Genomic DNA, 26,931 nt, shown 5'->3' with positions numbered 1-26,931 from the left:
ACCCGCCTCGTCTGGAGGTCGGCCGTGCTGCTCAGTTTTCGGGTGGCCAACCACAGGTCCATCCGGGAGGAGACCGAACTCTCCCTCGTGGCCACCGAGCTCAACGAGAGCACGGCCCGGCAGACCCCCGCGCGCTCCGAGGGCAGGCCGGTGTCCGTACTGCCGGCCGTCGGCATCTTCGGAGCCAATGCTTCCGGCAAGAGCAATGTCCTGGACGCCCTGCGGTTCATGCGGAAGGCGGTGCTGGAGTCCTTCGCGGACTGGGGCAAGAGGCCCGGAGTGCCACGGGAGCCGTTCGAACTCGCCTCGGAGGCGCAGGACGAGTCCAGTCTCTTCGAGGTGGATCTGCTCCTCGGCAAACGACCCGTCCGCTACACCTACGGCTTCGAGTTGTCCGACGACCGCGTGGAGGCCGAGTGGCTGCACGCCTATCCGTCCGGGCGACGACAGGTGTGGTTCGACCGCGAGGCGGACCGCCCGGACGAGGAGGGTGGCGAGTTCCGCTTCCCCGGAAACGGGCTGAAGGGGCACAAGGACGTGATCGTCTCGTCCACTCGCCCTGACGCCCTGTTCCTGACAGCCGGGGCCACGCTCAATCATCCGGCGCTCTCAGCCGTCCACCGCTGGTTCGTGGACAATCTCTGGCTCGTGACGTCCGGCGCGGACGTTCCCCATCGGACGGAGTGGACCCGTACGCGGCTGACCGACCGCAAGAATGGTGCCGGGCTGCGCAAGCGCATCGGTGCGATGCTGGCCGCGGCGGATCTGGGGATCACCGGACTGACCCTGGACCCCGAGAGCGGCGAGGTGCAGCTGCTGCACCGCAGCGCCGACGGCACCCCCCGCCCCCTGGACTTCTGGGACCAGGAGTCCCTGGGCACCCACGCCTGGTTCGCCTTCCTGGGGCCCCTCTTCCACGTCCTGGACCAGGGCGGGGTGCTCCTCGCCGACGAACTCGACTCCAGCCTCCACCCGATCCTCGCCGCGGAGGTCATCCGCCTCTTCCAGGACGAGGAGGCCAACCCGCGGACCGCCCAGTTGATCTTCACCACGCATGACGCGACCCTGCTGGGCCCGTCAGTGGTGGAGCGGCCACTCGACCGCGACCAGGTGTGGATCGCCCTCAAGAACGCCACCGGCGAGTCCCAGCTCTACCCGATCACGGCGGCCCGCAAGGCCCGCCGCGACGACAACCTGGAACGCCGCTACCTGCACGGCCACTACGGGGGCGTCCCCCGACTGACCAGCGGCGAGATCGCACGGCAGATCGCACTCATCGAAGAGGGGCTGCGGGCAACAGCGTGAGCAGGGGACCACAGGACCGCCGCCAGAACCGGGACCAGCCGCGAGGCCGCCGGCGCCGCCGCGACGCCGACGAGGCCAGGCCGCTGCGTCGGCCGCCCCAGTCCTACGAGGACGAGTCGCGCCGGGTGGTCTACATCGCCGCCGAGGGCGAGAAGACCGAACGGGACTACATCGCGCTGCTGAACAAGACCTACGGCGAACGGAAGAAGTTCGTGCTCAAATTCCACGGAGCCAGGAACGGGCTGCGCCCCACCGAGGTCGTGCAGAAGGTGATCGAGTCCGCCTCCGACCCGGCGGACGAGAAGTGGGCGCTCTTCGACCGTGACGCGCGGGACAACCGGGACCAGGACATCCCGGACGCGATGCGCGAGGCCGCCGAGCAGGGCGTCCAGGTCGCGCTCTCCCACCCCTCCTTCGAACTGTGGCTGCTCCTGCACTTCCAGCAGTTCACCAGCCAGGAGGGAGGCGTGAACGACGCCGTCCTGCGCCGGCTGCGCGAGCACCGGGACGCCAAGGGCTTCGCGGAGTACGACAGGTCCTCGGGCGATCGCGGAAAGGGCCTCGACGACCAGCGCGGCCAGTCGCTCCTGGGGCGGGAGAAGGACGCCGTACGCCATGCCCGCAAGCTCGTGAGCCTGTGCTCGCACGGGTCGTGCTCGGCCCGGAACCTCGCGCACGCTCCGATTCCCGGGCCGCGCACCGAGAGCTACGAGGAGTGGAACCGACGCAGCGGCCACGCGGAAAACTGCGACCCGCTCAAGCGCGACCCGTCCACCGACGTCTGGCGGCTCCTGGTCCACCTGGGAATCGTCGAGGACGAGACGTCGGCCCGGTGAGGCCGGGAATCGTCCGCGGTCCGACAGGCGATTTCTTACGGGCCGACCGACCGGACTAGGCTGCCGGGGTTCTCTCGAATCCCGACGGCGCACGAAGGACCGGTCCGTGGCCAGACTGACCCTGCCCCAGCTCGAACGGCATTTGTTCTCGGCCGCCGACATTCTGCGTGGCCGGATGGACGCCTCCGAGTACCGGGACTACATCTTCGGAATGCTCTTCCTGAAGCGTTCCTCGGACGAGTTCCAGCCGGAGTGGGAACGGATCTACCGCGCGGAACTCGACAAGCCGGGCAAGGACGAGAAGGACGCCCTTGCCCGCGCCAATGACCCCGAGAGCTACCCCCGCGTCTTCTACGTGCCCCAGAAGGCACGCTGGTGGAAGGGCCCCCACAAGTACCACGAGCCCCTGGAGAAGGGCGGCCCGATCCCGGAGCCGGAGCCCGGCATCTCCGGTCTCACCGAGCATGTGGGCCAAGGGCTCGACCAGGCGCTGGCGGCGCTCACCGGCTCCAACGAACGGCTGGCGGGCGTCACCTCCCACATCTCCTTCAACGACACGGTCGGCACCAAGTCCCGTTTCACGGCGGTTGAACTGCGTGCACTGATCCGGCACTTCAGCCTCTACCGGCTGCGCAACGAGGACTTCGAGTTCCCGGACATGCTCGGCGCCGCGTACGAGTACCTGCTCGGCCGCTTCGCGGACTCGGCGGGGCAGCGTGGCGGCGAGTTCTACACCCCGCGCGAGGTCGTGCGGATGATGGTCCGGCTCGTGGACCCGAAGGAGCGGGAATCGGTCTACGACCCATGCGCGGGTTCGGGCGGCATGCTGATCGCAGCACGGGAACACGTCGAGGAGCATGGCGAGGACCCGCAGCTGCTGTCGGTCAACGGACAGGACAAGAACGGCCCTTCCTGGTCCATGGCCAGCATGAACATGGTGCTGCACGGCATCCGCGAGTTCGATCTCCAGCTCGGCGACACCCTCACCGAGCCGCTGCACTGGCGGCCAGGCAGCAAGCGGCTGCGGACTTTCACCAAAGTGCTGTCGAACCCGCCCTTCTCCCTCCCCTACGACAAGGACGAGGTCGAGAAGGCCGAGGAGGCGCACGGCACCCGGATGAAGTGGGGCTGGGCGCCGGAAACGGGCAAGAAGGCCGACTTGATGTTCGTCCAGCACATGATCTCTGTGCTGGAGCATGACGGCGTCGCCGCCACCGTCATGCCGCACGGTGTGCTGTTCCGGGGCGGCAAGGAACGCGACATTCGCAGGGAGTTGCTGAAGGACGACTGCGTCGAGGCGGTGATCGGCCTCGGCCCGAACCTCTTCTACGGCACCGGCATCCCGGCCTGCATCCTGATCCTGCGCAAGCCGCACCGCAAGCACGGCGACCGGCAGGGCAACGTCCTCTTCATCAACGCCGACCGCGAGTACCGGCCGGGCAAGAACCAGAACGTCCTCGGCCCCGAGCACGTCGAGAAGATCGTCACCGTCTACCGCGACTGGACTCCGATCGACGGCTACTCGCGCGTCGTCAGCAGGGACGACCTGCTGGCCGCCGACTGCAACCTCAACATCCGCCGCTGGGTCGACAACTCGCCGGCCGTGGAGCCGCAGGATGTGCGCGCTCACCTGTACGGCGGGGTGCCGAAGGCGGAGATCGACACGAAGACGGAGGCCTTCGGGGCCTACGGCGTGGACCTGTCGTCCCTCTTCGCGGCACGAGCGGACGACGAGGACTACGTCGACTTCCTGCCCGAGGGACCGGACGCGACAGCCGAGCGCATTCCGGTCCTCGCGGCGGCGAAGGAGCGCGAGCTGGGTGAGGCGTACGAGAAGTGGTGGGCCGAGCAGGCCGAGCATTTCTCGAACCTAAGCGTGGACCGGCAGCCGATGCGGTTGCGGGAGCGGCTGGTCGCCGGCTTCCGGGCGGCGATCGAGCCGGTCGGCATCCTGGACCGGTACGAGACGGACGGGATCGTCGCCGACTGGTGGTCCTCCGCGCGGTACGACGTGAAAGCGCTGGCGGCCGGAGGATACGAGCGGGTGCTCGACGGCTGGGTGGAGACCGTGGAGACCATGGTCAACCCGGTGGTCCCCGACGAGGAGGAGAGCGAGGGCGGTCGTCCGCGCCGTGGCCGCTCCAAGTCCACGGTCACCACAGCGGACAAGCGCCGCGCGCTGGACGAGCCGGTCGTACGGTCCCTCATCCCGGAGTTCCTGGCAGAGGTCGCCCGAGCGGACGCGGCGCTGGCGGAGGCGGACGCGGCGTACAAGGAGGCGGTGGCCAGGCTGGCGGAGGCGCAGGGGACTGCGGCCTCGGATGCGGACGCGGGCGAGGAGGAGGAAGAGACCTCCGAGCCGGAGGGTGCGGAAGCCGAGGCGGTCGGCCCTGAGGAAATGGCTGCCCTGGAGAATGTGGTCACCCAACGCCGCAAGGAGCGCACGGCGGCCTCGAAGCGCCGGTCGGCCTTCGACACGAAGTTCCTGCCGGAGCTGAAGGCGGCGGCCGAGATGGCCAAGGCCGAGGACGGCGGACAGCGTGTTGTTCTTGAGGTCCTCGGCGAGGGCCTCTCCACTCGCCTGGAGGCGATGTCGGCTACGGGCCGTCGCGAGCTGGTCGTGGACTTCGGCCGCTGGGCCGAGAAGTACGCGGTGTCGCTGGCGGAGCTGGAGGCGGACAGCGACGGTGCGGCGGAGGAGTTCGGGGCGTGGCTGAAGGAGCTCGGCTATGCGCGATGACGTCTTCCTGCCGGGTCGGCTGGCCGAACTCTGTGTGCCGTTGAAGCACGTCACGAAACCTGTCCTCGCTGGTATCACATTGGGTCCTCATCGAGTACCCAAGAGGCATGCCAGTGGATATCTCCGGGTGGCCAACGTGCGTAAAGGTTGGATCGACACCTCGGACATCGCCACGCTTGAGGAGCAGAAACAGGACCGTCCCCGATACGAACTGGCTCGCGGTGATGTCCTAGTGGTGGAGGGCCACGCAGATCCGGGACAGATCGGACGAGCGGCTATCGTGACTGATGAGCATTCTGGGCTTCTGTACCAGAATCATTTGTACAGGTTGCGCTTCACCGGGGCCGTTCCCGAGTTCGCAGTTCTCTGGCTCAACTCGCCGTATGTACGCTCATACTGGATGACGCGTTGTGCCACGAGTTCGGGGCTGTACACGATTAACTCAAAGTTGCTTGAGGAAGTTCCTTTTCCTGATCTTGATGAAGCTGAACAGCGCAGCATCGTCGCTGCTCATGCGGTGGTGGAGCGGCGGATCGCGGCGTTGGAGCGTCTGCGGGCCAAGTTCAGGGTCACTGAGGCCTCTTTGGCTGTTGAAGTATTCGCCGACATGGGCTCACGTTGGCCCACTGCTCGCCTGGAGTCGATCGCAACGGTTGCCGCTGGTGTGACACTGGGCTCCGAACCGGTGGGAGAGGGGACTGTAGAACTTCCCTACCTGCGTGTCGCAAACGTACTGGACGGAAGGATCGACACGGCTGACCTGAAGCGGGTGCGCATTCTCCGCTCGCAATACGAGCGCTTCGCGCTACGCAAGGGCGACCTGCTCTTGACGGAAGGCGGAGATCTGGACAAGTTGGGCCGGGGTGCGGTTTGGGATGGGCGTATCGACCAGTGCTTGCATCAGAATCACGTCTTCCGGGTGCGGTGCGGAGCGGAGATGTCGTCGGAGTTCCTCTCGTTGTACACCTCGTCCGATGCCGGCCGTGCCTATTTCCAGCGGGTCGGTAAGCAAACGACGAACCTCGCCTCTATCAATTCCACTCAGGTCAAGCACATGCTGGTCCCGGTACCGTCGCTCACTGAGCAGGCGAAACTACTCGGTCCGATTCGTTCGGTTCGGTCTCGTGTTGCTGCGGTGGATCGCCAGTTGTCCAAGTTCCGCGTTATCCAACAAGGGCTTCTGGAGGATCTTCTGAGTGGCAGAGCCGTCTCCGGTCAGCCTGGTGAGGTCGTGCGTAGGTGAGTGACCAGGGCGGCGAACGCGGCGCGACTGGTTCTGATGGTCAGCTGTGGGCAGGTGCTGTTGCGTATCGCTACGTCGCCGTCCTCGTCGGAGATGGCAATCTCCACGCAGGCGTTGCCGGACGCCTCTGAGAAGGAGGACTTGAACCACTTCAACTCGGACAAAGGTGGCACCTCTTACAGATCGCCGATGATTTCGAGGAGGAGGTCCCTCGATTTCCTCGGATTCAACGCCACCTGTTCGACCAAGTCCAGCCGTGTTCGGAAGTTGGCCAGATGGGTGGGGGAGTCGAAGAAGACCGCGCCGATGGGGGAGTCCACCTGCACGGTGTCCAGGTGCGGGTTCGGTGCTGACGCGTACATCACGGTGTCCCCGGCCATGGGGAAGCCCTCTGCCGTGAAGGGGATGACGAGCAGCCGGACGTTGTCGCGTTCGCTTTCCTCGAGCAGCCTGTTCAGTTGTGCCTTGGCCACGTGCCGTCCTCCGATCCGCATGCGTAGGGCTGCCTCATGGACGTATCCCACGTACGGCACCCGGGGGCTGTCCGCCACCACGGTGTGACGGCCGAGTCGCTGCGCTACTCGCAGTTCCACTTCCAGGCGGGGGAGTGCTGGTACGAACAGATCGAACAGGGCTCGGGCATGATCTTCTGTCTGGAAGATGCCCGGGATGTGGGCGGTCTGAAGGGTTCTGAGACTGGTGGCGTGGTACTCCAACTCCGCCACGTCGAGGAAGTCCGGCGGAATCTTTCCCTGGTACTCGTCCCACCAGCCCTTGGGGCGGCCGCCTGTCATCGTGGCCAAGGCGTCGATCAGGTCAGGGTCGTTGCACTCGTAGATGCTCGCGAGTCGCCGTAGCCGCTCCTCGCTGATGCCGAATCGGCCCGACTCGATGTTCGAAATCATCGTGCGGTCCGCGCCGAGCCGTGTCGCGGCCGCAGGTGCGGCCATGCCGGCGGCTTCGCGCAGCCGTCGCAGTTCGGCCCCGAACCGGCGCTGACGGATGCTCGGCTGTTGCCGTGGTGCCATGAACAACTCCTCGCTCGCGCGGACAGTTTGCCGATCACCTGGGCTCTGCGTCCATCGGTATCCGAAATAGAACCCGTTTTAGTGAAGCTAGTAGCACGCGTTTTAGTCGACGCGCTAGCGTGTGATCCACGCCACCACTGCGTACCCCTCCGGCGGAAGCGCACCGCCCGCCCCATTCCCGTACCGGGCCCGACGGGACATGGGGTCGGCGGCAGGCCACCGCTGGGTGCCATGGACTCGGCCCATGCCGTGGGCGGCGCCGTACGGGACAGCACACCGACCGACCTCAACGAACCGACACCGTGACCGTCGCACCGCGAACCCGCACAAGGAGGTGACGCGTGAAGAACGCGGAACCGGAACACGAGCAGACCCCCGAACCGCTCCGCCGGGACGACCCCGTCGTCCCCGCCCCACCCCTCATCCCCTTCACCGAACCCTGGGAGTACGAGCTGCACTTCCCCCGTGACCCGCGCGGGCCGGCCGTGGCACGTACGACGCTCAAAGCCGTGCTCGGTGCGCACGGACTCGGGGAGTTCACCGACCGGGCGGAACTGCTCACCTCCGAGCTGACCACCAATGCCGTCCGCTACTCGCTCGGACCCGCCACCGTGCGACTGTGCTGGACGAACCCGGTCCTGCGAGTCAGCGTGATGGACACCTGTCCCGTCTTTCCCGTGCCGTTGGCGCAGGACCGGCCGGACGCCGAGCGCGGCCGAGGGCTGCTGATCCTCGACCTGTTGGCCGACGCGTGGGGCGGATGCAGCCTCGGGGAGCCGCTGTTCGGGGTGGGCGGCAAGACCATCTGGTTCGAGCTGGTGCTCGGCGGAGGTGATCCGCCGCCCGGCGGCGGCACCGGCGACGGCGTCGCGCCGAGACCGCCCGCACTGCCGGTGCTCGCGGCCTGAACGGCCGCCCCGGCCCACCAGAGAACCGTGAACACTTGCCGCGCAAGTGTTCACGGTTCCACGACTGCCCATCCCATGCCCCACAAGCCGGTTGGCCGGATATGCCACCTCACTCACGCTCCTCCTGACGTCAACCACCCGCGCGGGTAGGCTGATCCGCGCCTCTGTTCACGACGAGGTGAACGGTGCGTACGGCAACGGGCGGGGCAAGGGGAGCCGGTGGCGGAACAGCCGGAATACGTACAGGTCGAACGGCCGCTGATCGAGCAGCTTGAGGCCATGGGGTGGGAACACTTGCGGGGCGCGCCCCCGGGAAAGCCCGCCACCCGACCCGAGGACTCCGGGCGCAAGTCGTTCACCGACGTCGTCTACGTGGACCGGTTCCGCAACGCCGTGGCCCGGATCAACGTCCGCCCGGAGGACGGCACCTCCTGGCTCACCGCCCAGCAGCTCGACCACGTCCTCGCCCGCGTACGCGGCACCGCCCCCGGCCAGGGCGCGGCCGGTCGGGGAGTCACCGCCAACTTAGAAGTCACCCGGCTGCTGAGGGAGGGCATTCCCGCCCGGACCATTCCCGGCTGGACCAAGGGCGACCCGGAGCACATCCAACTCGTTGACTGGGACGGGCGGTTCGAGGACGGCAACGACTTCCTGGCCGTCTCCCAGTTCCGGGTGGAACGTCCCGGTGCAGCGGCTGCCACCCCCGACCTGGTGCTGTTCGTGAACGGTCTGCCCTGGGTGGTCGTCGAGTGCAAGGCGCCCGTGACCAGCAGCCGCAAGCACGCGCGCTTCGCGCTCGACCAGGCGGTCATGGAGGCCATCGCCTACGCGGGCACGGACGCCGCCGCACCCGTGGCCGAGTTCACGCGTTTCGCGCAGCTGCTCGTCGGCACCGACTGGACGCACGCCGAACTCGGCACCGTCACCGCCGAGGCCAAGCACTTCGCGCCCTGGCGGACCGTGACACCTGCCCGGGAGGCGGAGGTCAAGGCGGAGACCGGGGTCCCGGAGGACCGGGAGCTCTCGGCGCAGCAGACGCTGGTCGCCGGCGTCCTGCGGCCGGCCCATCTCCTCACCCTCATCAAGGACTTCACGACGGAGACCCGGCACGGCTCACGCACCGTGAAGGCCGTCGGCCGCTTCCAGCAGTTCCGGGCAGTCCACGCGATCGCCGCGACGCTCCGCGAACGCCACCGGGCCCTCGACGCGGGGGAGGACGTCCACCAGCGCGGCGGGGTCGTCTGGCACACCCAGGGCTCCGGCAAGAGCCTCACCATGGCCTTCCTCGTCCGCCATCTCAGGAGCACCAAGGACCTGCGCGGGCACAAGGTCGTCGTGGTCACCGACCGCATCGACCTGGAGAAGCAGATCCGGCGCAGCCTCGCCGCGGCCGAGGAGAAGATCTACCGCTCACGCACGGTCGAACAGGCCCGCAAGTACCTCGCCGTCGACGTCCCCGACGTCACCCTGGTGATGCTCCAGAAGGCGCGCAGGGACGACACCGCCTGGGACGGCCGCGAGGAGAAGCTCGCCGAGACGCCGGACGAGCAGGACGTGGTTCAGAATCACGTCGCCAACCCCGGGCACGACATCGTCGTCCTGGTCGACGAGGCACACCGGGGGCACCACGCCTGGCAGCACGCCAGGCTGCGCGCCATGCTGCCGAACGCCGTCCTGGTCGGTTTCACCGGCACCCCCATTCTCAGCAAGGCGCGCAAGACCACCGAGGACGTCTTTGGTGGCTTCACCGACACCTACACCCTCCGCGACGCCGAGATCGACCGGGCCGTCGTCCCCGTGCGCTACGAGGCCCACAACGTGCGCCTCGAAGTCATCGAGAAGGCAGTTCTGGACGCGTCCTTCGACGTGGAGGTCCCCGCCGACCCGGAGCAGCGGGAACGGGTCCTGCGGAAGTTCGCCCGCAGGAAGGAAGTCCTCGAAACGCCCTCGGTGATCGCGGTCAAGGCCGAGCACATGCTGCGCCACTGGGCGCGCACCGCACTGCCGGACCGGTTCGGCGCGCAGGTCGTGACGGTGTCCCGGAAGGCGGCCGTCCGCTACCGTGACGCGCTGCTCGCCGCCCGGACCCGCCTGGTGGAGGAGATCGACGAACTCGACCCGGATCTGGTGCACGACCCCGGCGGCTACGAAACCGCCTCCCCGCAGGAGCGCGAACTGCTGGATCTGCTTCCCCACCGGCACCTGCTCCGCTCCATCGACGCCGCGGTGGTCATCTCCCAGGCGTCCTCGGGGCAGACCCCGGACCCGGAGGGCTGGAAGACCTGGACGGCGAAGTCCCGGCAGGACGCGTACATCGCGCGCTTCAAGCGCGGACTCGGTGATCCGCGGGCCGCCGCGGACGATCCCTCCTGGGAGGCGACGACGCACGGCAGATCCGTGGATGCCGCGTACCCCGCAGGCCCTGCGACGTCGGGTGACCCATGGCACGCCGACTGGCCCGGCGCGCGGGACGACACAGCGCGGACCGGGGGCGACGACGGCCCGATCGCCTTCCTGGTCGTCCAGTCCATGCTGCTCACCGGCTTCGACGCCCCCGTGGAGCAGGTTCTCTACCTCGACTGCCCGCTCTCCGGGGTCGGACTGCTCCAGGCGGTTGCCCGCACCAACCGCCTCTACCCGTACAAGGAGTGGGGCCAGATCGTCGACTACATCGGCGTAGGGCCCGAACTCGCGCGTTCCCTGACCGAGTACGACGAGGCCCACCTGCGCGCCGTGTACGGCTATCAGGACCTGTCCTTCGACCACCTGCAGCCGGACTACGAGGGCGACCAGCCGGTCCGCGACCGGATGTGGCTGGAGACCGAGGCCGCCGCCGACGACCGGCTGGCCGACCTGCGCACACAGATCACCGAACTCCTCGCGGACCGGGGCATCGCCTCGCTCGCCGACCAGCAGCAGCGCGACGACCTGCTCGCCGCGCTCGCCGACCCCCTGCTGCTGGGCGAGTTCGACGAACTCGTACGCGACTTCCTGACCGCGCTCAACGCCGTACTGCCGAGGCCCGCCGCACTGAAGTACGAGACCGACGCGCGCCTGCTGGGCGAGACCCAGTACCTGGCCCGGCAGCGCTACCTGGACGGACGCGACGACTTCAGCCCGCGCCGCTACGGCGCCAAGGTGCGCGGGCTCATCTCCCGCCACCTGCGGGTCTCGGGCATCGAGGAACGCATACCGTCGGTCGAACTGTCGGCGGCGGACTTCATGGAAAGGATGGACGCCAACCCGGACCCGCGGACCAGAACCGACTACATGAGGAGCAGGCTCCGGCTCCACATCGACGCCCGTCTCGGCGCCGACCGCACGCTCCACCAGCGGTTCAGCGCCCGGCTGGAGGAGATCGTCCGCCAAATGGGCGACGACTTCGAACAGGCCGCGGCCGCGCTCGCTGCCCTGCGCACCGATGTCCTCGCGGCCGAGGACGGGGATTACGTTGACGCCGGGGACGACCGGGTGCACGACCTTGACCGGTGGACCGAACAGCCGGTCTACGGACTGCTGAGGGAGGCATTCGAGGAGACCGGGACTCCGGAGGGATTGGACATCGTCCAGGGGGCCCTCGACCTCACCGCCGAGATCGCGCGGCTCGTCGGCTCTCAGGACTTCGTCGTGCTCGTGGACACCCAGATCAGGGTGCGCCGGGAACTGCGGGTTTACCTGGAGAAGGACTTGCACATGGACTGGGCGTGGGGCGGTCCGCTCGCCGGGCACCTGGTGGAACTTGCCCGCGAGCGGCACGCCGACTTCCTGCGCTACCGGCGCCGGACCGAATGACCGCAAGGACTGCCCGCACCCGGAGCGCTCCGCGCGATGGTAGGAATGGCAGGTGGCCAGCCCCGTCCATCCCGCCCAGCGAGCGATCGCGGCCCTCCCGATCCCCGACGAGTGGGAGTGGGAGCTTGTTGTGCGGCCCCGGCGACGGACCCTGGGCATCGACATCGCGGCGGACGGCGGCGTGCGCTTCGCCGTACCACCGGACGCCGATCCCCGCGAGGTGGCCGATGCCGTTCGTTCACGGCTGCCCCGTCTCGCGAACGAGGTACGGCGACGACGTGAGCGTCCCGCCGGACTGGTCAAGGAACTGGTGGACGGGACGGGTTTCTCCTACCTCGGCCGACGCCATCGGCTGCGGCTCGTTCCGGCCGGTGCGGGGCGTCGGGTACGGCTTCACCAGGGCTGGCTCGAACTGCCTCGGCCCGTCGACCGACGAGCGGGTGGCCGAAGCGTCGTCGACTGGTACATGGAACGTGGCAGCCGGTGGCTCGTCATGCGCATGCCCTCGTATGCAGGACTGGTCGGCGTGGCACCGAAGGAACTGGCAGTCCGTGACCTGGGCTCCCGCTGGGGGGCCTGCGGACCCGACGGCACGATCACCCTTCACTGGGCCGTCCTGCAACTACCCGCCGCGCTCGTCGATCTCGTCCTGGTACACGAACTGTGTCATCTGCGGGCGACCGGACACGGAGCCGAGTTCCGCGGACACCTCCGGCGCGTGCTGCCGGATGCCGACGAGCGCGAGTGCCTCTTCGCGGACGAGGAACCGCGGCTGTGGCGGGGCGCGGTGAGGTGATCCCGCACGCGCCTGCGGCTTACCGCGAACCCTGCCGGCGCCAGCGCAAATACCGAGCCCGCGTCCCCGCCGCCCCGCGCCCGGGTCAGTCCCAGTCCCAGTTCAGGCCCACGTGGCCGGGGCGGATCTCCGGTTCCACGAGGTGCACGGTGCCGTGCGCGTTCAGGGTCAGGTCGGCCGCGTACTCCGGCGGGGCCAGCGCCGAGGGCCGGGTGAAGCGGCGGCACCGCACCGGCAGCGCCGCCCGGTCGAAGGCCACCTGCATCACATAGCCGCCGCCCGCATAGCTGAAACCGCGGAAGTACTCGCGGCTCGGCTCGCCCGTGCCGTCCTCGAACCGGTAGCGCAGCACCGCCGTCTCGCCGGCCGCCAGCCGCGCGTCGAACAGCAGCTCCGCCGCCACCACCCCGGCCTCCGGCGCCCGCCGCACCCGTCCGACCCGGCAGTTCTCCAGCCCCGCCACCCTCACCAGGCCGGTGTCGCAGCCGATCTCCCCGCAGTGGATCGCCACGTAGCGGTCCACGCCGTCCCGGTGTGCCCGCACCACGTGCTGGGCCTCACGGGCGGCCAGCCGCCGGTCGCCGTCGATCTCCACCCGCTCGTACTGGAGCACGGTGTGCAGTCCGCCGTCCCGCGGCGCCTCCAGCTCGGCGAGCAGCCGCTCCGGCGCCGAGTCGGGGCCGGCCAGCGACCGCAGCGGCCGGGCCGCCGGCTGGTCGGCCGCGGTGCGCGGTCCGAGCAGGCGGGTCAGGGAGTGCTCCGGCAGGTCGAGCACCTCCTCCAGCGCCGTCACCGCGCGCAGCGACTCGGGCCGGTCCGGCCGGCGGATCCCGCGCTGCCAGTAGCTCAGGCTGGTCACCCCGACGCTGATGCCGCGCTGCTCCAGCCGGTGCCGCACCCGGTGCAGCGCGAGCCCGCGAGCGGCGAGCGCGGCCCGCAGCGCCACCGGGAACGGCCCCGTGCGCAGCGCCTCCGCGAGCCGCGCCCCGGCGTCGGGATCACCGCCGCCCTGTGCCTTCATCACGCCACCACTTCGCCGCGTCCCACGTTCACGCCGGCCGGCGTGAACGTTCACTTCCCCGGTCGCCGGCGGGCTCGCCGGGCCGCGATGTTACCAGTGGTAAGGAATCTGGCGTTCACAGCCGTACACCCTCCGTTCACACCCGCGCCCGTGCCCCGAGGACCGGCGTTGACCGTGCACGTTCACTCCCGGATTCTCTTCCAACAAGCGTCCGGACGCGCTCCTTCCGCCCGATCTCCCCCAGGGAGGACCGCCCCATGTCTTCCACCCCTGCCCGCCCGCCGCACCGCCGCAGACGCGGCGCCGGCCTCGCGGGCCTCCTACTGGCCACCGCCCTGTCCCTCACCTCGGCGAGCGCCACGACCGCTTCGGCATCCACCGGAGCCAACCAGCTGAACATCACCATGCAGGTCCAGCAGCAGTCCAACTGGTGCTGGGCGGCCAGCGGCGCCACCATCGCCTCCTGGTTCGGCTACGACTACAGCCAGAACTCCTTCTGCGACGCCGCCTTCGGCTACAGCCAGGGCACCGCCTGCCCCAACAGCCAGGCCACCCTCGCCGACGACCAGACGGCGTACGACTGGATGGGGCTGAACCCCGGCCGCTACATCCAGGGCCGGATCAGCTACGGCGGCGTCCAGAGCGAGATCGACGCCGGCCGCCCGGTGCAGACCCGCATCCAGTGGAGCTCCGGCGGCGGCCACATGGAGGTCCTCTACGGCTACGACACCTCCCAGAACTGGGTCTACTGGGGCGACCCCTGGCCCGACGACTACCGCTACAACTGGGCGACCTACGCCTACTACGCGAACAACGCCGACTTCAGCTGGACCCACACGCTGTACGGAATAGGGGCGTGAACGCCGTGAAGACCAACCGTGCCGTCCTGCGCCCCGCCGCCGCCGGAACGCTGGCCGCCGCCGTGCTCGTGCTGAGCGGCGCCGTCTCGGCCGGCGCCGCCCCCCAGGCCCCCGCTCCCACCCCGTCCGCGGCGGCCCCCGTCGCACCGCCCGCCCTCGCCGCGGCCCAGATCGCCGCGGCCCGCGACGCGGCGGGCAGCGGCGCCACCCTCGGCGTGCTCGAGCGGTTCTTCGCCCACGACCCCGACCGCGGCACCGGCGCCGCGCCCGCCCTGACCGCCGGCGGCAAGGGCGCCGCGCCCCGCCTCACCGGCGCCGCCGTCCCCGTCTACACGCTCAACGCCGACTTCGTCGCCGGACGCGCGGGCGCCCCGGTCGCCGTCCCGGCGTTCGTCGCCACCGAGGCCGTCTCGGCCACCGGGCAGCACGCGTCGGTGTGGAGCGCCCGCACCGCGCACGGCTGGCAGGTGGTGAACATCGCCAGCGGCGCCGACGAGACCACGTACGCCGCCAAGGCGCAGGGCCACGGCATCGTGTTCCGCGAACCGCAGATCAACGCCTGGTACCTGCTGCGCGGCGATCACCTCGCGCCGCTCAACGGCGAGGCACGGGCGGCGATCGGCGCCCACGGCACGACCGTGGCCGGCTACCGCGCCCACGTCCGCTTCGCCTACGGGTCCCGGCTCGCCGGATCGGCGTACGACCACTCGGGCTACGCGGGCGGATTCAGCAAGGAGTCCGCCCGGGCCGCCGCCGGGCCGGCCGCCCGTCCCGCCTCCACGACGGTGAAGACGGCCGCGGACCAGCCGTCCGGCACGGACACCGGCACCCTGACCGGACTGGCCGGCGCCGGTGCGGCGCTCACCCTGGCAGCCGCCCTCGCCGGACGGCGGCGGCTGCTGCGAAGCCGCGGCGCGCGGTGACCTGACCCACGGCGCGCCGCAGGACGCGCGTACGGCGGCGGCCCCACACGCCGACGGCACGCGCGCCCCTGGGGGATGGGTCCGGGGAACGGCGGCCCACAAAGGTCCGGACCCATCCCTCCAGGCACACCTGCGCGGCCGTTCCCTCCGCGCACCGTCCACGCGGCCGCTCCCTCCGCGCACCGTCCACGCGGCCGTACCCTCCGCGCACCGTCCACGCGGCCGTACCCTCCGCGCACCGTCTACGCGGCCGCCCCGCCCGCGAAGAACTCCGCCAGCACCGGCGCCAGCACCTCCGGCTCCACCATGTGGGTCTGCCCCTCCAGGACCCGGTGCGTCCCCCGCGGCACGGTCTCCGCGATCTCCCGGGACGCCGCGCGCATCCACGCGGGGCTCGCGCCGCCGACGACCGCCAGCACCGGCACGGAGACCTCGGCCAGCCGCTCCCGGGGCACCAGACCGTCCCCCATCACGGCGTCGTCGTAGGCCAGGCTCGGCGCGACGGCCTCCATGCCGGCCCACATCGGCGACTGGCGGGCCCCCTGGATCATCTGCTCGCCGAGGCCGGTCAGGCGCAGGAACAGCTCCACCGCGTCCCCGCGCCGGTCCTCCGCCAGGGCCTGGTTCAGCCGCTCCTTGTACGCCGCCTCCTGCTCGGCGCCACCGGCCAGATGATCCGCGTACGGCACCTCGTACACCGCGACCCGGCCGACCGCCAGCCCGCTCGCGGCCGCCTCGAGCACCAGCGCGCCGCCCGAGGACACGCCGAACAGCCCCGCGTCGCCGCCCACCGCGTCGATCAGCGCGGCCAGGTCCTCGACCTCGCGTTCGACCGCGTACGGCTTGGTGTCGCCGCTCGCGCCGCGGCCCCGGCGGTCGTAGACGACGGCCGTGCAGCGGTCCGCGAGCCGCTGGGCCAGGGGCGCCATGGTGCCCCCGGTGGACATCGCGCCGCTCACCAGGATCACCGTGGGCCCCTGGCCGGTCACTTCGTAGGCGAGGGAGGTGCCGTCGCGGGAAGTCGTCTTCTTGTCCATGCCCGTGCAGACTGCCGCAAGACACCCAACTCATCGGTCACGACACGGCGAAGCCGGGGCTGTTCATGAGACTTCCACCTCGTAGAAGCAGAGGTGGCCCTTGATCGCGGCGACGTCCGGTTTGGGTTCGGGGTACGCCCACACCAGGTCGGCCGCGTCCGGCAGCGACCAGTAGGACGCGTCGCCCTTGAAGGGGCAGTGGGTGTGCGTGTCCGACGGGGTCAGCAGGTCGAGGCGCACGTCCTCGGGCGGCAGGTAGTAACGCGGGGGGCAGCCGGTCTCGCGCAGCACCAGGGCGCGGTCGCTCTCCGCGAGGACCTGGCCGCCGTGCACCACGCGCACGTGCTCGCCGCTCTGCTCGATGGTGATCGTGTGTCCTTGGGTCATACCGGGGACAGCGCCCGCGCGGACCGGCTTCTTCCCGTGTACGGCACACCTTTCCCGCGCGCGTACCGTGGCCGCATGAACATCTGCGTCTTCCTCTCCGCCGCCGACCTCGACGACCGCTACACCCGTCCCGCGCGGGACTTCGCCCGGATGCTCGGCAAGGGCGGCCACACCCTGGTGTGGGGCGGCTCGGACTCCGGGCTGATGAAGGTGGTCGCGGACGGGGTGCAGGAGGCCGGCGGCAGGCTGGTCGGCGTGTCGGTCGACTTCCTGTCGTCCAAGGCGCGGCCCGGCGCCGACGAGATGGTCATCGCGCGGGACCTCGCCGAGCGCAAGAAGCTGCTGCTGGAGAAGGCGGACGCCGTCGTCATCATGGTGGGCGGCACCGGGACGCTCGACGAGGCCACCGAGATCCTGGAGCTGAAGAAGCACGGCCGCACCGCCAAGCCGGTCGTGCTGCTGAACACCGCGGGCTTCTACGACGGACTCCAGCAGCAGTTCCGCCGGATGGAGGAGGAGGGCTTCCTGCCCCGGCCGCTGTCCGAGCTCATGTACTTCGCGGACGAGCCGGCGGCCGCGCTGGCCTACCTCGAGGAGCCGCCCGCCGCGCACTGAGCGCGTGGTGCGAGCATGGCGGTCATGGCTACACATGTGATCACCGGGGCCGGTTCCGGCATCGGCGCGGCCGTCGCCCGCCGCCTGCACGCGCGCGGGGACGAACTCGTGCTGCACGCGCGGGACGCGGGCCGCGCCAAGGAGCTCGCGGCCGCGTTCCCCGGCGCGCGGACGCTGGTCGGCGACCTCGCCGACCCCGGCCGGCTGTCCTGGGCGTTCTCGCACCAGAGCCTGCCCGACCGGGTGGACTCCCTGCTGCACATCGCGGGCGTGGTGGACCTCGGTCCGGTCGGCGAGCTGACCCCCAAGTCCTGGCGCCACCAGCTCGACGTCAACCTCGTCGCCCCCGCCGAACTGACCCGCCACTTCCTGCCCCAGCTGCGCGCCGCCCGCGGTCACGTGCTGTTCGTCAACTCCGGCGCGGGCCTGAACGCCCACGCCGGCTGGTCCGCCTACGCCGCCTCCAAGCACGGCCTGAAGGCCCTGGCCGACTCCCTGCGCCAGGAGGAGCACGCGAACGGCGTCCGCGTCACCTCCGTCTACCCCGGCCGCACCGCCAGCCCCATGCAGGCCAAGGTCCACCAGCAGGAGGGCAAGGAGTACGACCCCGCGAAGTGGATCGACCCCGAGTCGGTCGCCACGACGATCCTCACGGCCCTTGACCTCCCCAGGGACGCCGAGATCAACGACCTGACGGTCCGCCCGGGCAACTAGGGCGCGTCAGGGGCACGCTCTGGTCACCGGGTGACACCGGACAGCCCGTCCGGCGTTCGAGGACGAGGCCGTCAGGCCGAAGCGGGGCCCGGGGCGCGGCACCCAGGGCCGTACCGCATCCCACGGCGCGGTAAATCCGCACAACCGCCGGAGGCATACTGCACGGGTGAGCGAGAACACCCAGTTCAGGTACGGCCCCGCGACCGGCGTCGGATCCATGCCGGGCGAGGACGCCCGGGAGGCCGCCAAGGCCGTCACCGGCACCTTCGAGGACTTCCCCTTCCTGCCCGAGCTGCCGGCCCGCGGCCCCGGCGCCGACATGATCGGCCGCACCGCGGGGATGCTCGTCGAGCTGTACGCGCGCGTGGAGCCCAGCGGCTGGCGGATCGGCGACCGGCCCGGCCGGGACACCCGGCGCGCGCGGTCCTGGCTGGTCGAGGACCTCGACGCGCTGGAGGAGTTCACCCAGGGCTACGAGGGCGCGCTCAAGGTGCAGGCGGTCGGCCCCTGGACGCTCGCCGCCCACCTGGAGCTGAGGAACGGCGAGGCCGTCCTGTCCGACCCCGGCGCCTGCCGGGACCTCGCCGCCTCGCTCGCCGAGGGGCTGCGGCTGCACCTGGCCGAGGTCGCGCGGCGGGTGCCCGGCGCGCGCGTGGTGCTCCAGCTCGACGAGCCGTCGCTCACCGCGGTCCTGCGCGGCCAGGTGCGCACCGCCAGCGGCTACCGCACCCACCGGGCCGTCGACCGGCAGGCCGTGGAGGCGACCCTGCGGGACGTCGTCGCGGTGCACACCGCCGGGCCCGTCGCGGTCCACTCCTGCGCCCCGGACGTGCCGATCGCCCTGCTGCGCCGGGCCGGCGCCGACGCGGTCTCCCTGGACTTCTCGCTTCTCACCGAGCGTGACGACGAGGCGGTCGGGGAAGCGGTGGAGGGAGGCACCCGGCTGCTCGCCGGTGTCGTCCCCACCACGGACGGCCCGTTGTCAGACCCTGCCGGTAGCGTCATGGGTGTCAGGACGCTGTGGCGCAGGCTGGGACTGCGGCCGGGGCTGCTCGCCCAGTCGGTCACGGTCACCCCGGCGTGCGGACTCGCGGGCGCTTCCCCGGCGTACGCGCGCCGGGCGCTCGCCCACTGCGTCCGGGCGGCGAGATCGCTCGCGGACAACCCTGAGTAACGGGAGGACATGACGGTGGCCGGCGACAAGCAGCAAGCCGAGACAGCGGTGCCCGCCGAGGCGCGCCACAAGCACGCGCAGCTCGCGGAGCAGGTCGAGGAACACCGCTTCCGTTACTACGTCAAGGACGCTCCCGTCGTCAGCGACGCGGAGTTCGACCGGCTCCTGCGCGACCTTCAGGCGCTGGAGGAGGAGTACCCGGAGCTGCGCACCCCCGACTCCCCGACACAGAAGGTCGCGGGCTCCTACGAGACGGAGTTCACGGCCGTCCGCCACCGCGAGCGGATGCTCTCGCTGGACAACACCTTCAACGACGAGGACCTCGCCGCCTGGGCCGACCGGGTCGCCCGCGAGCTCGGCGACCAGACGTACCACTTCCTGTGCGAGCTCAAGGTCGACGGCCTGGCCGTCAACCTCACCTACGAGCACGGCCGGCTCACGCGCGCGGCGACCCGCGGCGACGGCCGCACCGGCGAGGACATCACGCCCAACGTCCGCACCATCGCCGAGATCCCCGACCGGCTGGGGGGCGAGGAGGTCCCGGACCTGGTGGAGATCCGCGGCGAGGTCTACTTCCCGATGTCGAAGTTCCTCGAGCTCAACGAGCGCCTGGTCGCGGCCGGCGACAAGCCGTTCGCCAACCCGCGCAACGCGGCGGCCGGTTCACTGCGCCAGAAGGACCCGCGCGTCACCGCCACCCGCCCGCTGCACATGGTGGTCCACGGCATCGGCGCCCTGGAGGGCTTCACGGGCCTGACCCGTCTCTCCCAGGCCTACGACCTGCTGCACACCTGGGGCCTGCCCACCTCCCCGCACAACAAGGTGGTCGACGGCCTCGACGGCGTCCGCGAGTTCATCGCCTACTACGGCGAGAACCGCCACTCGGTGGCGCACGAGATCGACGGGGTCGTGGTCAAGCTCGACGAGATCCCGCTCCAGGGCCGCCTCGGCTCGACCTCCCGCGCCCCGCGCTGGGCCATCGCGTACAAGTACGCGCCGGAGGAGGTCAACACCAAGCTGGTCAACATCCGCGTGGGAGTGGGCCGCACGGGCCGCGTCACGCCGTACGCGCAGGTCGAGCCGGTCACGGTCGCCGGCTCCGAGGTCGAGTTCGCCACCCTGCACAACCAGGACGTCGTCAAGGCCAAGGGCGTCCTGATCGGGGACACGGTCGTGCTGCGCAAGGCCGGAGACGTCATCCCGGAGATCCTCGGCCCGGTGGTCGACCTGCGCGACGGCAGCGAGCGGGAGTTCGTGATGCCGTCCGAGTGCCCCGAGTGCGGTACGCCGCTGCGGCCGATGAAGGAGGGCGACGTCGACCTGCGCTGCCCCAACTCCCGGTCCTGCCCGGCCCAGCTGCGCGAGCGGCTGTTCTACCTCGCGGGCCGCAAGGCCCTGGACATCGAGCACTTCGGGTACGTGGCCGCGGCCGCCCTCACCCAGCCGCTGGAGCCGGCCGAGCCCCCGCTGAGGGACGAGGGCGACCTGTTCGACCTCACCGTCGAGCAACTGCTGCCCATCAAGGCGTACGTACTGGACCAGGACAGCGGTCTGCCCAAGCGGGACCCGAAGACCGGCGAGGAGAAGGTCGCCACGGTCTTCGCCAACCAGCAGGGCGAGCCGAAGAAGAACGCGCTTGCCATGCTGGAGAACATCTCCGCCGCCAAGCAGCGCCCGCTCGCCCGCGTCCTCACCGGACTGTCGATCCGTCACGTCGGGCCGGTGGCCGCCGAGGCGCTGGCCCGTGAGTTCCGCTCGGTCGACCGCATCGAGCAGGCCACCGAGGAGGAGCTGGCCGGCACCGAGGGCGTCGGCCCGATCATCGCGGCCTCGCTCAAGGAGTGGTTCGCCGAGGACTGGCACCAGGAGATCCTGCGCAAGTGGCGGGCGGCCGGGGTGCGCATGGAGGAGGAGAGCTCCGGCGAGGACGAGGGGCCGCGCCCGCTGGAGGGACTGACGGTCGTGGTCACGGGCACGTTGGAGCACTTCACCCGCGACGGCGCCAAGGAGGCGCTGCAGAGCCGGGGAGCGAAGGTGACCGGTTCGGTTTCGAAGAAGACCTCCTTCGTGGTGGTCGGTGACAGCCCCGGATCGAAGTACGACAAGGCGATGCAGCTCAAGGTTCCGGTTCTGAACGAGGAGGGTTTCGGGGTCCTGTTGGAGCGGGGCGCTCAGGCCGCGGCCGAAGTCGCGCTTCCGACCGGTGAGTAGCGGTTGAAGTCCACTCGTTCGGCGCATATCAGATGCATACGGGTGGCCGGGTCGCATTCGGGCAACCGTCGACGACCGCTGCCCCAGACAGCCTTCCGCGGCCTACTGTTGAGATGTGCGCCTGCCGTGCCCAACTGCGGTCGGGGCATCCCCGTGCTCCTGGTGAGCACGGGGAAGGGTTTTCCGGCGCGGAGCCGTTGAGGGTTGTTGTCGGGCACCGGGCCGCGTGGCGTGGGCACCGCCGGCTGTGAGAGGGACGGGAATGGAACCGACCGAGAGCGCCGCCCCGCACTCACGGCTGCGCCGGCTCACCGGCGCGCTGCGGGGGCGCCGGGAGCGGACGCCCAAGCGCCCGGGCGCCCCGGGACGTACGGGACAGGCGGGCGGCCCCGCCGGACAGTACACCGCGGCGGACGTCCGCCCCTCAGCGCAGCCGGCCGCCGAACAGGGCGCCGGACCGGCCGACGCCGGGCCCGGGGCGCACACCCCACGGCCCGTGCTGCCCGCCGCGGTCGTCGCGGCCGCGGGACTCGTCCTCGGCGCCGGCTTCTACCGCGCCTTCGCCGGCCACCACGCGCTCTTCCCCTGCCACACGGTCGGCTGGTCGCTGGCCGTGCTCACCGGCATCATCGTCGGCCACCTCGTCATGCTCGGCCGCGCCCGCTGGTGGGGCGGCACCGGCTCAGGCACCGCCCTCACCCTCGCCGTGCTGCTGCTCTACGGCTGGGTGCCCGCCGGCATGGTCAGCCTCACCGTGGTCGTCCTGGTCGGCATCGCCCGGCGCAACCGCTGGCGGCCCGGCGTGCTGCACGGCGCGGTGGACATCGTCGGCATCGGCGCCGCCGCCCTCGTGCTCGGCGGCTTCGGTCGCGTGCCGAGCGTGGAGCGGCCCTGGTACCCGGCCGGCTGGACCGCGTACACCGCGCTCGAGGTGGTGTCGGCCGCGGCGGTCTACCTCGCGGTCACCCGCACCCTGCTGTGGTACCTCAGCGCGCCGCGCACCGGGGGACTGCCCACCGTGGCCCGCACCGTCCTGGTCAGACAGGGCCTGGTCGCCGTCGCCCTGCTCGGCATCGCGCCCCTGCTCTGCGTGGTCGCCGCCGCCAAGCCGGTCCTGCTGCCCCTGTTCGCCATTCCGCTCATCGCCCTGGACTCCACCCTGTGGATGGCCCGCGCCCGGGCCGAGGAGCAGTTGCGCGACCCGCTGACCGGACTGCCCAACCGGCAGTGGCTGCTGGAGCGCATCTGGACCGCCCTCGACGACGCCGAACGCATCGGCGCCCGGACCGCCCTGATGCTGATCGACCTCGACCGCTTCCGGTCGGTCAACGACACACTCGGTCATCTCGCCGGGGACCGGCTGCTGTTGCAGATAGCCGACCGGCTGCGGGCCGCCCTCCCGCGCGGGGCGGAGGCCGCGCGGCTCGGCGGCGACGAGTTCGCCGTGTTACTGCCGGTCGCCGACTCCACCACCTCGGCCACCCGGATCGCGCGCGGCCTGGTCACCACGCTCAGCTCGCCGCTCGACCTGGACGGGCTCACCCTCGTCCTGGAGGCCAGCGCCGGCGTCGCCGTCTTCCCCGACCACGCCCTGGACGCCGAGGGCCTGCTGCGCCGGGCGGACGTGGCGATGTACCAGGCCAAGCGGGACCGCACGGGCGTGGAGGTCTACGAGTCCAAGCGGGACTCCAACACCCCCGACCGGCTCGGACTGCTGGGCGATCTGCGCCGGGCCCTGGACGCCCGCGAGGTCGAGCTGCACTACCAGCCCAAGGTCCGCTTCGACGGCCAGGTGGCCGGCCTGGAGGCGCTGGTCCGCTGGGTGCACCCCGAGCGCGGCAAGGTCCCGCCGGACGAGTTCATAGCGATAGCCGAGTCCTCGGGGCTGATGCCCCACCTCACGGAGTACGTGCTGGAGACCGCGCTCGGGCAGGTCGCCGAGTGGCGCGGACAGGGGCTCTTCGTGCCGGTCGCGGTCAACGTCAGCCCGCGCGACGTGCACACCCCCGGCTTCGCCGGCTCGGTCGCCGCCCGGCTCGCCCGGCACGGCGTCCCGGCCGGCGCGCTCCAGCTGGAGATCACCGAGCACGTGCTCCTCGAGGACCCCCAGCGCGCCGCCGACACCCTGCACGCGCTGACCGGGCACGGCGTGAAGATGTCCCTGGACGACTTCGGCACCGGCTACTCCTCGCTGGTGCACCTGCGGCGGCTGCCGGTCAGCGAGCTGAAGATCGACCGCTCCTTCGTGGCCCGGCTCGCGGTCGACACCGAGGACGCCGAGATCGTCCGCTGCACCGTGGACCTCGCCCACTCGCTCGGCCTGCTCGTCGTCGCCGAGGGCGTCGAGGACGACGAGACCTGGGAGCGCCTGCGCGACCTCGGCTGCGACGCCGTACAGGGCTGGCTGGTCGCGGCCGCGATGCCGCCCCAGGAGACCACGGCCTGGCTCCGCGCCCGCGGCTCCCGGGGCTGGGTCCGCCCCCGAGCGGCCCTCCCCGCGGCAGCCACCGACGACTAACACGCCCCTCGGAACCCCACCCGAGGCGGGACGAGCAGGCGCCCCCAGCGGCCAGCCGCGGCACGAGGAGGGATGCGCGCCGCTCCGGCGGATACACCAGGTCGGTGCCCGCACCCGGTACCGGACGCCGGCCGCCGGGCCAGGACGTGTGCGCGGGGCTGGAGGACACCCGCCGGGCCAGGGCAGGGGGCCCGTGCCGGACGACGCCCGCCGGGCCGCGAGATGCGCGCGCGGCCGGAGAGGGCCGCCGGGCGAGGGATGCGCGCCACGTCGGGCGACCCCGCGTGAGGCCGGGGAACACGGGGCAGACCGGGGGATACGCGCTGGCGCGGGGATACGTCCCACGCTCGGGGTGCATGCCGTGCTTAGGAGTGCCTGCCGCGCTGGGGGATTCTGGCCGTGCCGGGCGCGCACGCGGTGTCAGGGGCCGCGCGTCGGGCCAGGGGCCGCGCGTCGGACCAGGGAACGCGCGCGCCTGAGAGGACACTCTGGGCCCGTGACGTAGCGCTGCACCCGGAGACGTACTCCGGGCTGTGGACGCAACGCCGTATCAAGAGACGCACTCCGGGCCGGAGACGCAACGCCGTACAGGGAGGCGCGTGCCGGGCCGGTGGGCGCCGGGGCGGGGCGCTCCCTGGCCCGGGGGGCGCGCCGGGGCGGGCCGCGCATCCCGTGTCGGAGGGCGCGCGCCCTGCCGGGGAAACCGTTTCACGGGTACCCGGCCCCGCCCCATAGGATTGGCCCCAAACCACACGCACTCACCCCAGAGGATCGCTGCATGCCTGGCATTACGCGCGAGGAGGTCGCCCACCTCGCCCGGCTGGCGCGTCTGGAGCTGAAGCCCGAAGAGCTCGACCACTTCGCGGGACAGCTGGACGACATCATCGGCGCGGTGGCCCGCGTCAGTGAGGTCGCCGACCAAGACGTACCGCCGACCTCCCACCCGCTGCCGCTGACGAACGTCATGCGCGCGGACGAGGTCCGTCCCTCGCTCACCCCCGAGCAGGCGCTCTCCGGCGCCCCGGCCCAGGAGCAGCAGCGTTTCAAGGTGCCGCAGATCCTGGGGGAGGAGTAAGCAGCCATGACGGACATCATCAAGCTGACCGCGGCCGAGACCGCCGAGAAGATCGCCTCGGGCGAGCTCACCGCCGTCCAGGTCACCGAGGCCCACCTCGCCCGTATCGAGGCCGTCGACGAGAAGGTGCACGCCTTCCTGCACGTCGACCGCGAGGGCGCCCTCGCCCAGGCCCGCGCCGTGGACGAGAAGCGGGCGCGCGGCGAGAAGCTCGGCCCGCTGGCCGGCGTGCCCCTCGCGCTCAAGGACATCTTCACCACCGAGGGCGTGCCGACCACCGTCGGCTCCAAGATCCTCGAGGGCTGGATCCCGCCGTACGACGCGACGCTCACCAAGCGCCTCAAGGCCGCCGGCGTCGTGATCCTCGGCAAGACCAACATGGACGAGTTCGCCATGGGCTCCTCCACCGAGAACAGCGCGTACGGGCCGACCGGCAACCCCTGGGACCTCACCCGGATCCCCGGCGGCTCCGGCGGCGGCTCCTCCGCCGCGCTCGCCTCCTACCAGGCCCCGCTCGCCATCGGCACCGACACCGGCGGCTCCATCCGCCAGCCGGCCGCCGTCACCGGCACGGTCGGCGTCAAGCCGACGTACGGCGCGGTGTCCCGCTACGGCATGGTCGCCTTCTCCAGCTCCCTCGACCAGGGCGGCCCCTGCGCCCGCACGGTCCTGGACGCGGCGCTGCTGCACGAGGTGATCGCCGGACACGACCCGCTCGACTCGACCTCCATCGACGAGCCGGTCCCGCCGGTCGTCGAGGCCGCCCGCAACGGCAGCGTGGCCGGCATGCGCGTCGGCGTGGTCAGGCAGTTCCGCGGCGAGGGCTACCAGGCCGGCGTCATCCAGCGTTTCGACGAGTCCGTCGAGCTCCTCAAGGAGCTGGGCGCCGAGATCGTCGAGCTGGACTGCCCGTCCTTCGACCTGGCCCTGTCGGCGTACTACCTGATCGCCCCCTCGGAGTGCTCCTCCAACCTGGCCCGGTTCGACGGCCTGCGCTACGGCCTGCGCACCGGCGACGACGGCTCGCACTCCGCCGAGGAGGTCACCTCCCTCACCCGCGAGGCGGGCTTCGGCGCCGAGGTCAAGCGCCGCGTCATGCTCGGCACGTACGCGCTCAGCTCCGGCTACTACGACGCCTACTACGGCAGCGCCCAGAAGGTCCGCACGCTCATCAAGCGGGACTTCGACAAGGCCTTCGAGCAGGTGGACGTGATCGTCTCCCCGACGACCCCGACCACCGCGTTCGCGATCGGCGAGCGCGCCGACGACCCGATGGCGATGTACCTCGCCGACCTGTGCACCATCCCCACCAACCTGGCGGGCAACGCGGCCATGTCGCTGCCCTGCGGTCTCGCCCCGGAGGACAACCTCCCGGTGGGCCTGCAGATCATCGCGCCCGTGATGAAGGACGACCGGCTCTACAAGGTCGGCGCGGCCGTGGAGGCCGCCTTCGTGGAAAAGTGGGGACATCCGCTGCTCGAGGAGGCTCCGTCGCTGTGAGCAATGCACTGTCCAAGGCCAAGGGGTTCAAGAAGTCCCGCACCGGTCTCTACGTCTCGATGGCCACGTCGGCGTTCGGCGCCGTCGGTGTCTACAAGCAGATCAAGAAGGCCCGTGGCGACAACGACACGCTGCGGCTGCTCGACGCCGTCGTGACCGGCGCCGCGGTCGTCACCAACCTCGCCATCCTCTACCGCGAGCTGAAGCGGCTGGGCGACGACGACGTCCTGCTGGGCTGAGAGGGAAGT

22 protein-coding genes are annotated in these 26,931 nt (G+C 71.0%); 17 read left to right on the top strand and 5 right to left on the bottom strand.

What is annotated here, in order from left to right; translation table 11 throughout:
- Positions 1 to 24: 24 nt before the first annotated feature.
- The 4 genes from IE217_RS28060 to IE217_RS28045 all read left to right on the top strand — a co-directional run bounded on the left by IE217_RS28060 (position 25) and on the right by IE217_RS28045 (position 6,124).
- The gene (locus IE217_RS28060; protein ID WP_190180751.1) at positions 25 to 1,305 is read left to right on the top strand and encodes an AAA family ATPase; all 1,281 of its coding nucleotides are present in this window, start codon (positions 25 to 27) and stop codon (positions 1,303 to 1,305) included.
- A complete protein-coding gene (locus tag IE217_RS28055) occupies positions 1,302 to 2,141 on the top strand; it encodes an RloB family protein (RefSeq protein WP_190180750.1) in 840 nt (279 codons plus the stop codon). Before IE217_RS28060 ends, IE217_RS28055 begins: the two co-directional genes overlap by 4 nt.
- A 106-nt stretch (positions 2,142 to 2,247) precedes the next feature.
- The gene (locus tag IE217_RS28050; RefSeq protein WP_190180749.1) at positions 2,248 to 4,881 is read left to right on the top strand and encodes a type I restriction-modification system subunit M; all 2,634 of its coding nucleotides are present in this window, start codon (positions 2,248 to 2,250) and stop codon (positions 4,879 to 4,881) included.
- Positions 4,871 to 6,124, top strand: coding sequence for a restriction endonuclease subunit S (locus IE217_RS28045; protein WP_190180748.1), 1,254 nt, complete (start codon positions 4,871 to 4,873; stop codon positions 6,122 to 6,124). Before IE217_RS28050 ends, IE217_RS28045 begins: the two co-directional genes overlap by 11 nt.
- Here the strand turns inward: IE217_RS28045 and IE217_RS28040 are convergent.
- Both IE217_RS28040 and IE217_RS28035 read right to left on the bottom strand, forming a co-directional pair.
- The gene (locus IE217_RS28040; RefSeq protein ID WP_229865659.1) at positions 6,097 to 6,231 is read right to left on the bottom strand and encodes a hypothetical protein; all 135 of its coding nucleotides are present in this window, start codon (positions 6,229 to 6,231) and stop codon (positions 6,097 to 6,099) included. The two genes, IE217_RS28045 and IE217_RS28040, sit on opposite strands and share 28 nt — an antisense overlap.
- A gap of 69 nt (positions 6,232 to 6,300) precedes the next feature.
- On the bottom strand, positions 6,301 to 7,152 hold the full coding sequence (locus tag IE217_RS28035; protein WP_190180746.1) for a helix-turn-helix domain-containing protein: 852 nt from the start codon (positions 7,150 to 7,152) through the stop codon (positions 6,301 to 6,303).
- Between the two features lie 341 nt (positions 7,153 to 7,493).
- On the opposite strand from IE217_RS28035, the gene IE217_RS28030 reads away from it, so the two are divergent.
- The 3 genes from IE217_RS28030 (at position 7,494) to IE217_RS28020 (ending at position 12,648) form a co-directional block, all read left to right on the top strand.
- Positions 7,494 to 8,060: an ATP-binding protein gene (locus IE217_RS28030; RefSeq protein WP_229865656.1), complete on the top strand. Its 567-nt coding sequence runs from the start codon at positions 7,494 to 7,496 to the stop codon at positions 8,058 to 8,060.
- Positions 8,061 to 8,279: 219 nt separating this feature from the next.
- Complete coding sequence (locus tag IE217_RS28025) at positions 8,280 to 11,852, top strand: type I restriction endonuclease subunit R (RefSeq protein ID WP_229865655.1); 3,573 nt, start codon at positions 8,280 to 8,282, stop codon at positions 11,850 to 11,852.
- 52 nt (positions 11,853 to 11,904) lie between these two features.
- Positions 11,905 to 12,648: a M48 family metallopeptidase gene (locus IE217_RS28020; protein ID WP_190180745.1), complete on the top strand. Its 744-nt coding sequence runs from the start codon at positions 11,905 to 11,907 to the stop codon at positions 12,646 to 12,648.
- A gap of 85 nt (positions 12,649 to 12,733) precedes the next feature.
- On the opposite strand, the gene IE217_RS28015 is transcribed toward IE217_RS28020, so the two are convergent.
- On the bottom strand, positions 12,734 to 13,669 hold the full coding sequence (locus IE217_RS28015; RefSeq protein WP_190180744.1) for a hypothetical protein: 936 nt from the start codon (positions 13,667 to 13,669) through the stop codon (positions 12,734 to 12,736).
- 257 nt (positions 13,670 to 13,926) lie between these two features.
- Here IE217_RS28015 and IE217_RS28010 point away from each other — a divergent pair, with 257 nt between their 5' ends.
- Positions 13,927 to 14,529 (top strand): papain-like cysteine protease family protein, encoded by a 603-nt coding sequence (locus IE217_RS28010; protein WP_190180743.1) that lies wholly within the window; start codon positions 13,927 to 13,929, stop codon positions 14,527 to 14,529.
- A complete protein-coding gene (locus tag IE217_RS28005; RefSeq protein WP_229865661.1) occupies positions 14,526 to 15,452 on the top strand; it encodes a hypothetical protein in 927 nt (308 codons plus the stop codon). Before IE217_RS28010 ends, IE217_RS28005 begins: the two co-directional genes overlap by 4 nt.
- Positions 15,453 to 15,694: 242 nt before the next feature.
- Here IE217_RS28005 and IE217_RS28000 read toward each other — a convergent pair whose 3' ends face one another.
- Both IE217_RS28000 and IE217_RS27995 read right to left on the bottom strand, forming a co-directional pair.
- Entirely contained in the window at positions 15,695 to 16,489 is a 795-nt protein-coding gene (locus IE217_RS28000) for an alpha/beta fold hydrolase (protein WP_190180742.1), read from the bottom strand.
- Between the two features lie 63 nt (positions 16,490 to 16,552).
- Complete coding sequence (locus IE217_RS27995; RefSeq protein ID WP_190180741.1) at positions 16,553 to 16,876, bottom strand: DUF427 domain-containing protein; 324 nt, start codon at positions 16,874 to 16,876, stop codon at positions 16,553 to 16,555.
- A gap of 75 nt (positions 16,877 to 16,951) precedes the next feature.
- Here IE217_RS27995 and IE217_RS27990 point away from each other — a divergent pair, with 75 nt between their 5' ends.
- From IE217_RS27990 to IE217_RS27955, 8 genes are all read left to right on the top strand, one after another.
- Positions 16,952 to 17,491, top strand: a complete 540-nt coding sequence (locus tag IE217_RS27990; RefSeq protein ID WP_190180740.1) for an LOG family protein — start codon at positions 16,952 to 16,954, stop codon at positions 17,489 to 17,491.
- A 15-nt stretch (positions 17,492 to 17,506) separates the two neighbouring features.
- A complete protein-coding gene (locus IE217_RS27985; protein ID WP_190180739.1) occupies positions 17,507 to 18,205 on the top strand; it encodes an SDR family oxidoreductase in 699 nt (232 codons plus the stop codon).
- Positions 18,206 to 18,371: 166 nt separating this feature from the next.
- Positions 18,372 to 19,379: a methionine synthase gene (locus IE217_RS27980; protein WP_190180738.1), complete on the top strand. Its 1,008-nt coding sequence runs from the start codon at positions 18,372 to 18,374 to the stop codon at positions 19,377 to 19,379.
- Positions 19,380 to 19,394: 15 nt separating this feature from the next.
- Positions 19,395 to 21,590: an NAD-dependent DNA ligase LigA gene (gene ligA / locus IE217_RS27975; RefSeq protein ID WP_190180800.1), complete on the top strand. Its 2,196-nt coding sequence runs from the start codon at positions 19,395 to 19,397 to the stop codon at positions 21,588 to 21,590.
- A 262-nt stretch (positions 21,591 to 21,852) separates the two neighbouring features.
- A complete protein-coding gene (locus IE217_RS27970; protein WP_190180737.1) occupies positions 21,853 to 24,108 on the top strand; it encodes a putative bifunctional diguanylate cyclase/phosphodiesterase in 2,256 nt (751 codons plus the stop codon).
- Positions 24,109 to 24,886: 778 nt separating this feature from the next.
- The gene (gene gatC / locus IE217_RS27965) at positions 24,887 to 25,183 is read left to right on the top strand and encodes an Asp-tRNA(Asn)/Glu-tRNA(Gln) amidotransferase subunit GatC (protein WP_006130840.1); all 297 of its coding nucleotides are present in this window, start codon (positions 24,887 to 24,889) and stop codon (positions 25,181 to 25,183) included.
- A gap of 6 nt (positions 25,184 to 25,189) precedes the next feature.
- Positions 25,190 to 26,683 (top strand): Asp-tRNA(Asn)/Glu-tRNA(Gln) amidotransferase subunit GatA, encoded by a 1,494-nt coding sequence (gene gatA, locus IE217_RS27960; RefSeq protein ID WP_190180736.1) that lies wholly within the window; start codon positions 25,190 to 25,192, stop codon positions 26,681 to 26,683.
- Positions 26,680 to 26,922, top strand: coding sequence for a hypothetical protein (locus IE217_RS27955; protein ID WP_189709499.1), 243 nt, complete (start codon positions 26,680 to 26,682; stop codon positions 26,920 to 26,922). Before gatA ends, IE217_RS27955 begins: the two co-directional genes overlap by 4 nt.
- Positions 26,923 to 26,931: the final 9 nt, after the last annotated feature.

This window comes from Streptomyces naganishii JCM 4654, assembly GCF_014650575.1.
GTDB classification, from domain to species: Bacteria; Actinomycetota; Actinomycetes; order Streptomycetales; family Streptomycetaceae; genus Streptomyces; species Streptomyces naganishii.
The sequence above is the reverse complement of the archived record's forward strand: the minus strand, read 5'-3'. Positions and strand labels throughout refer to the sequence as shown.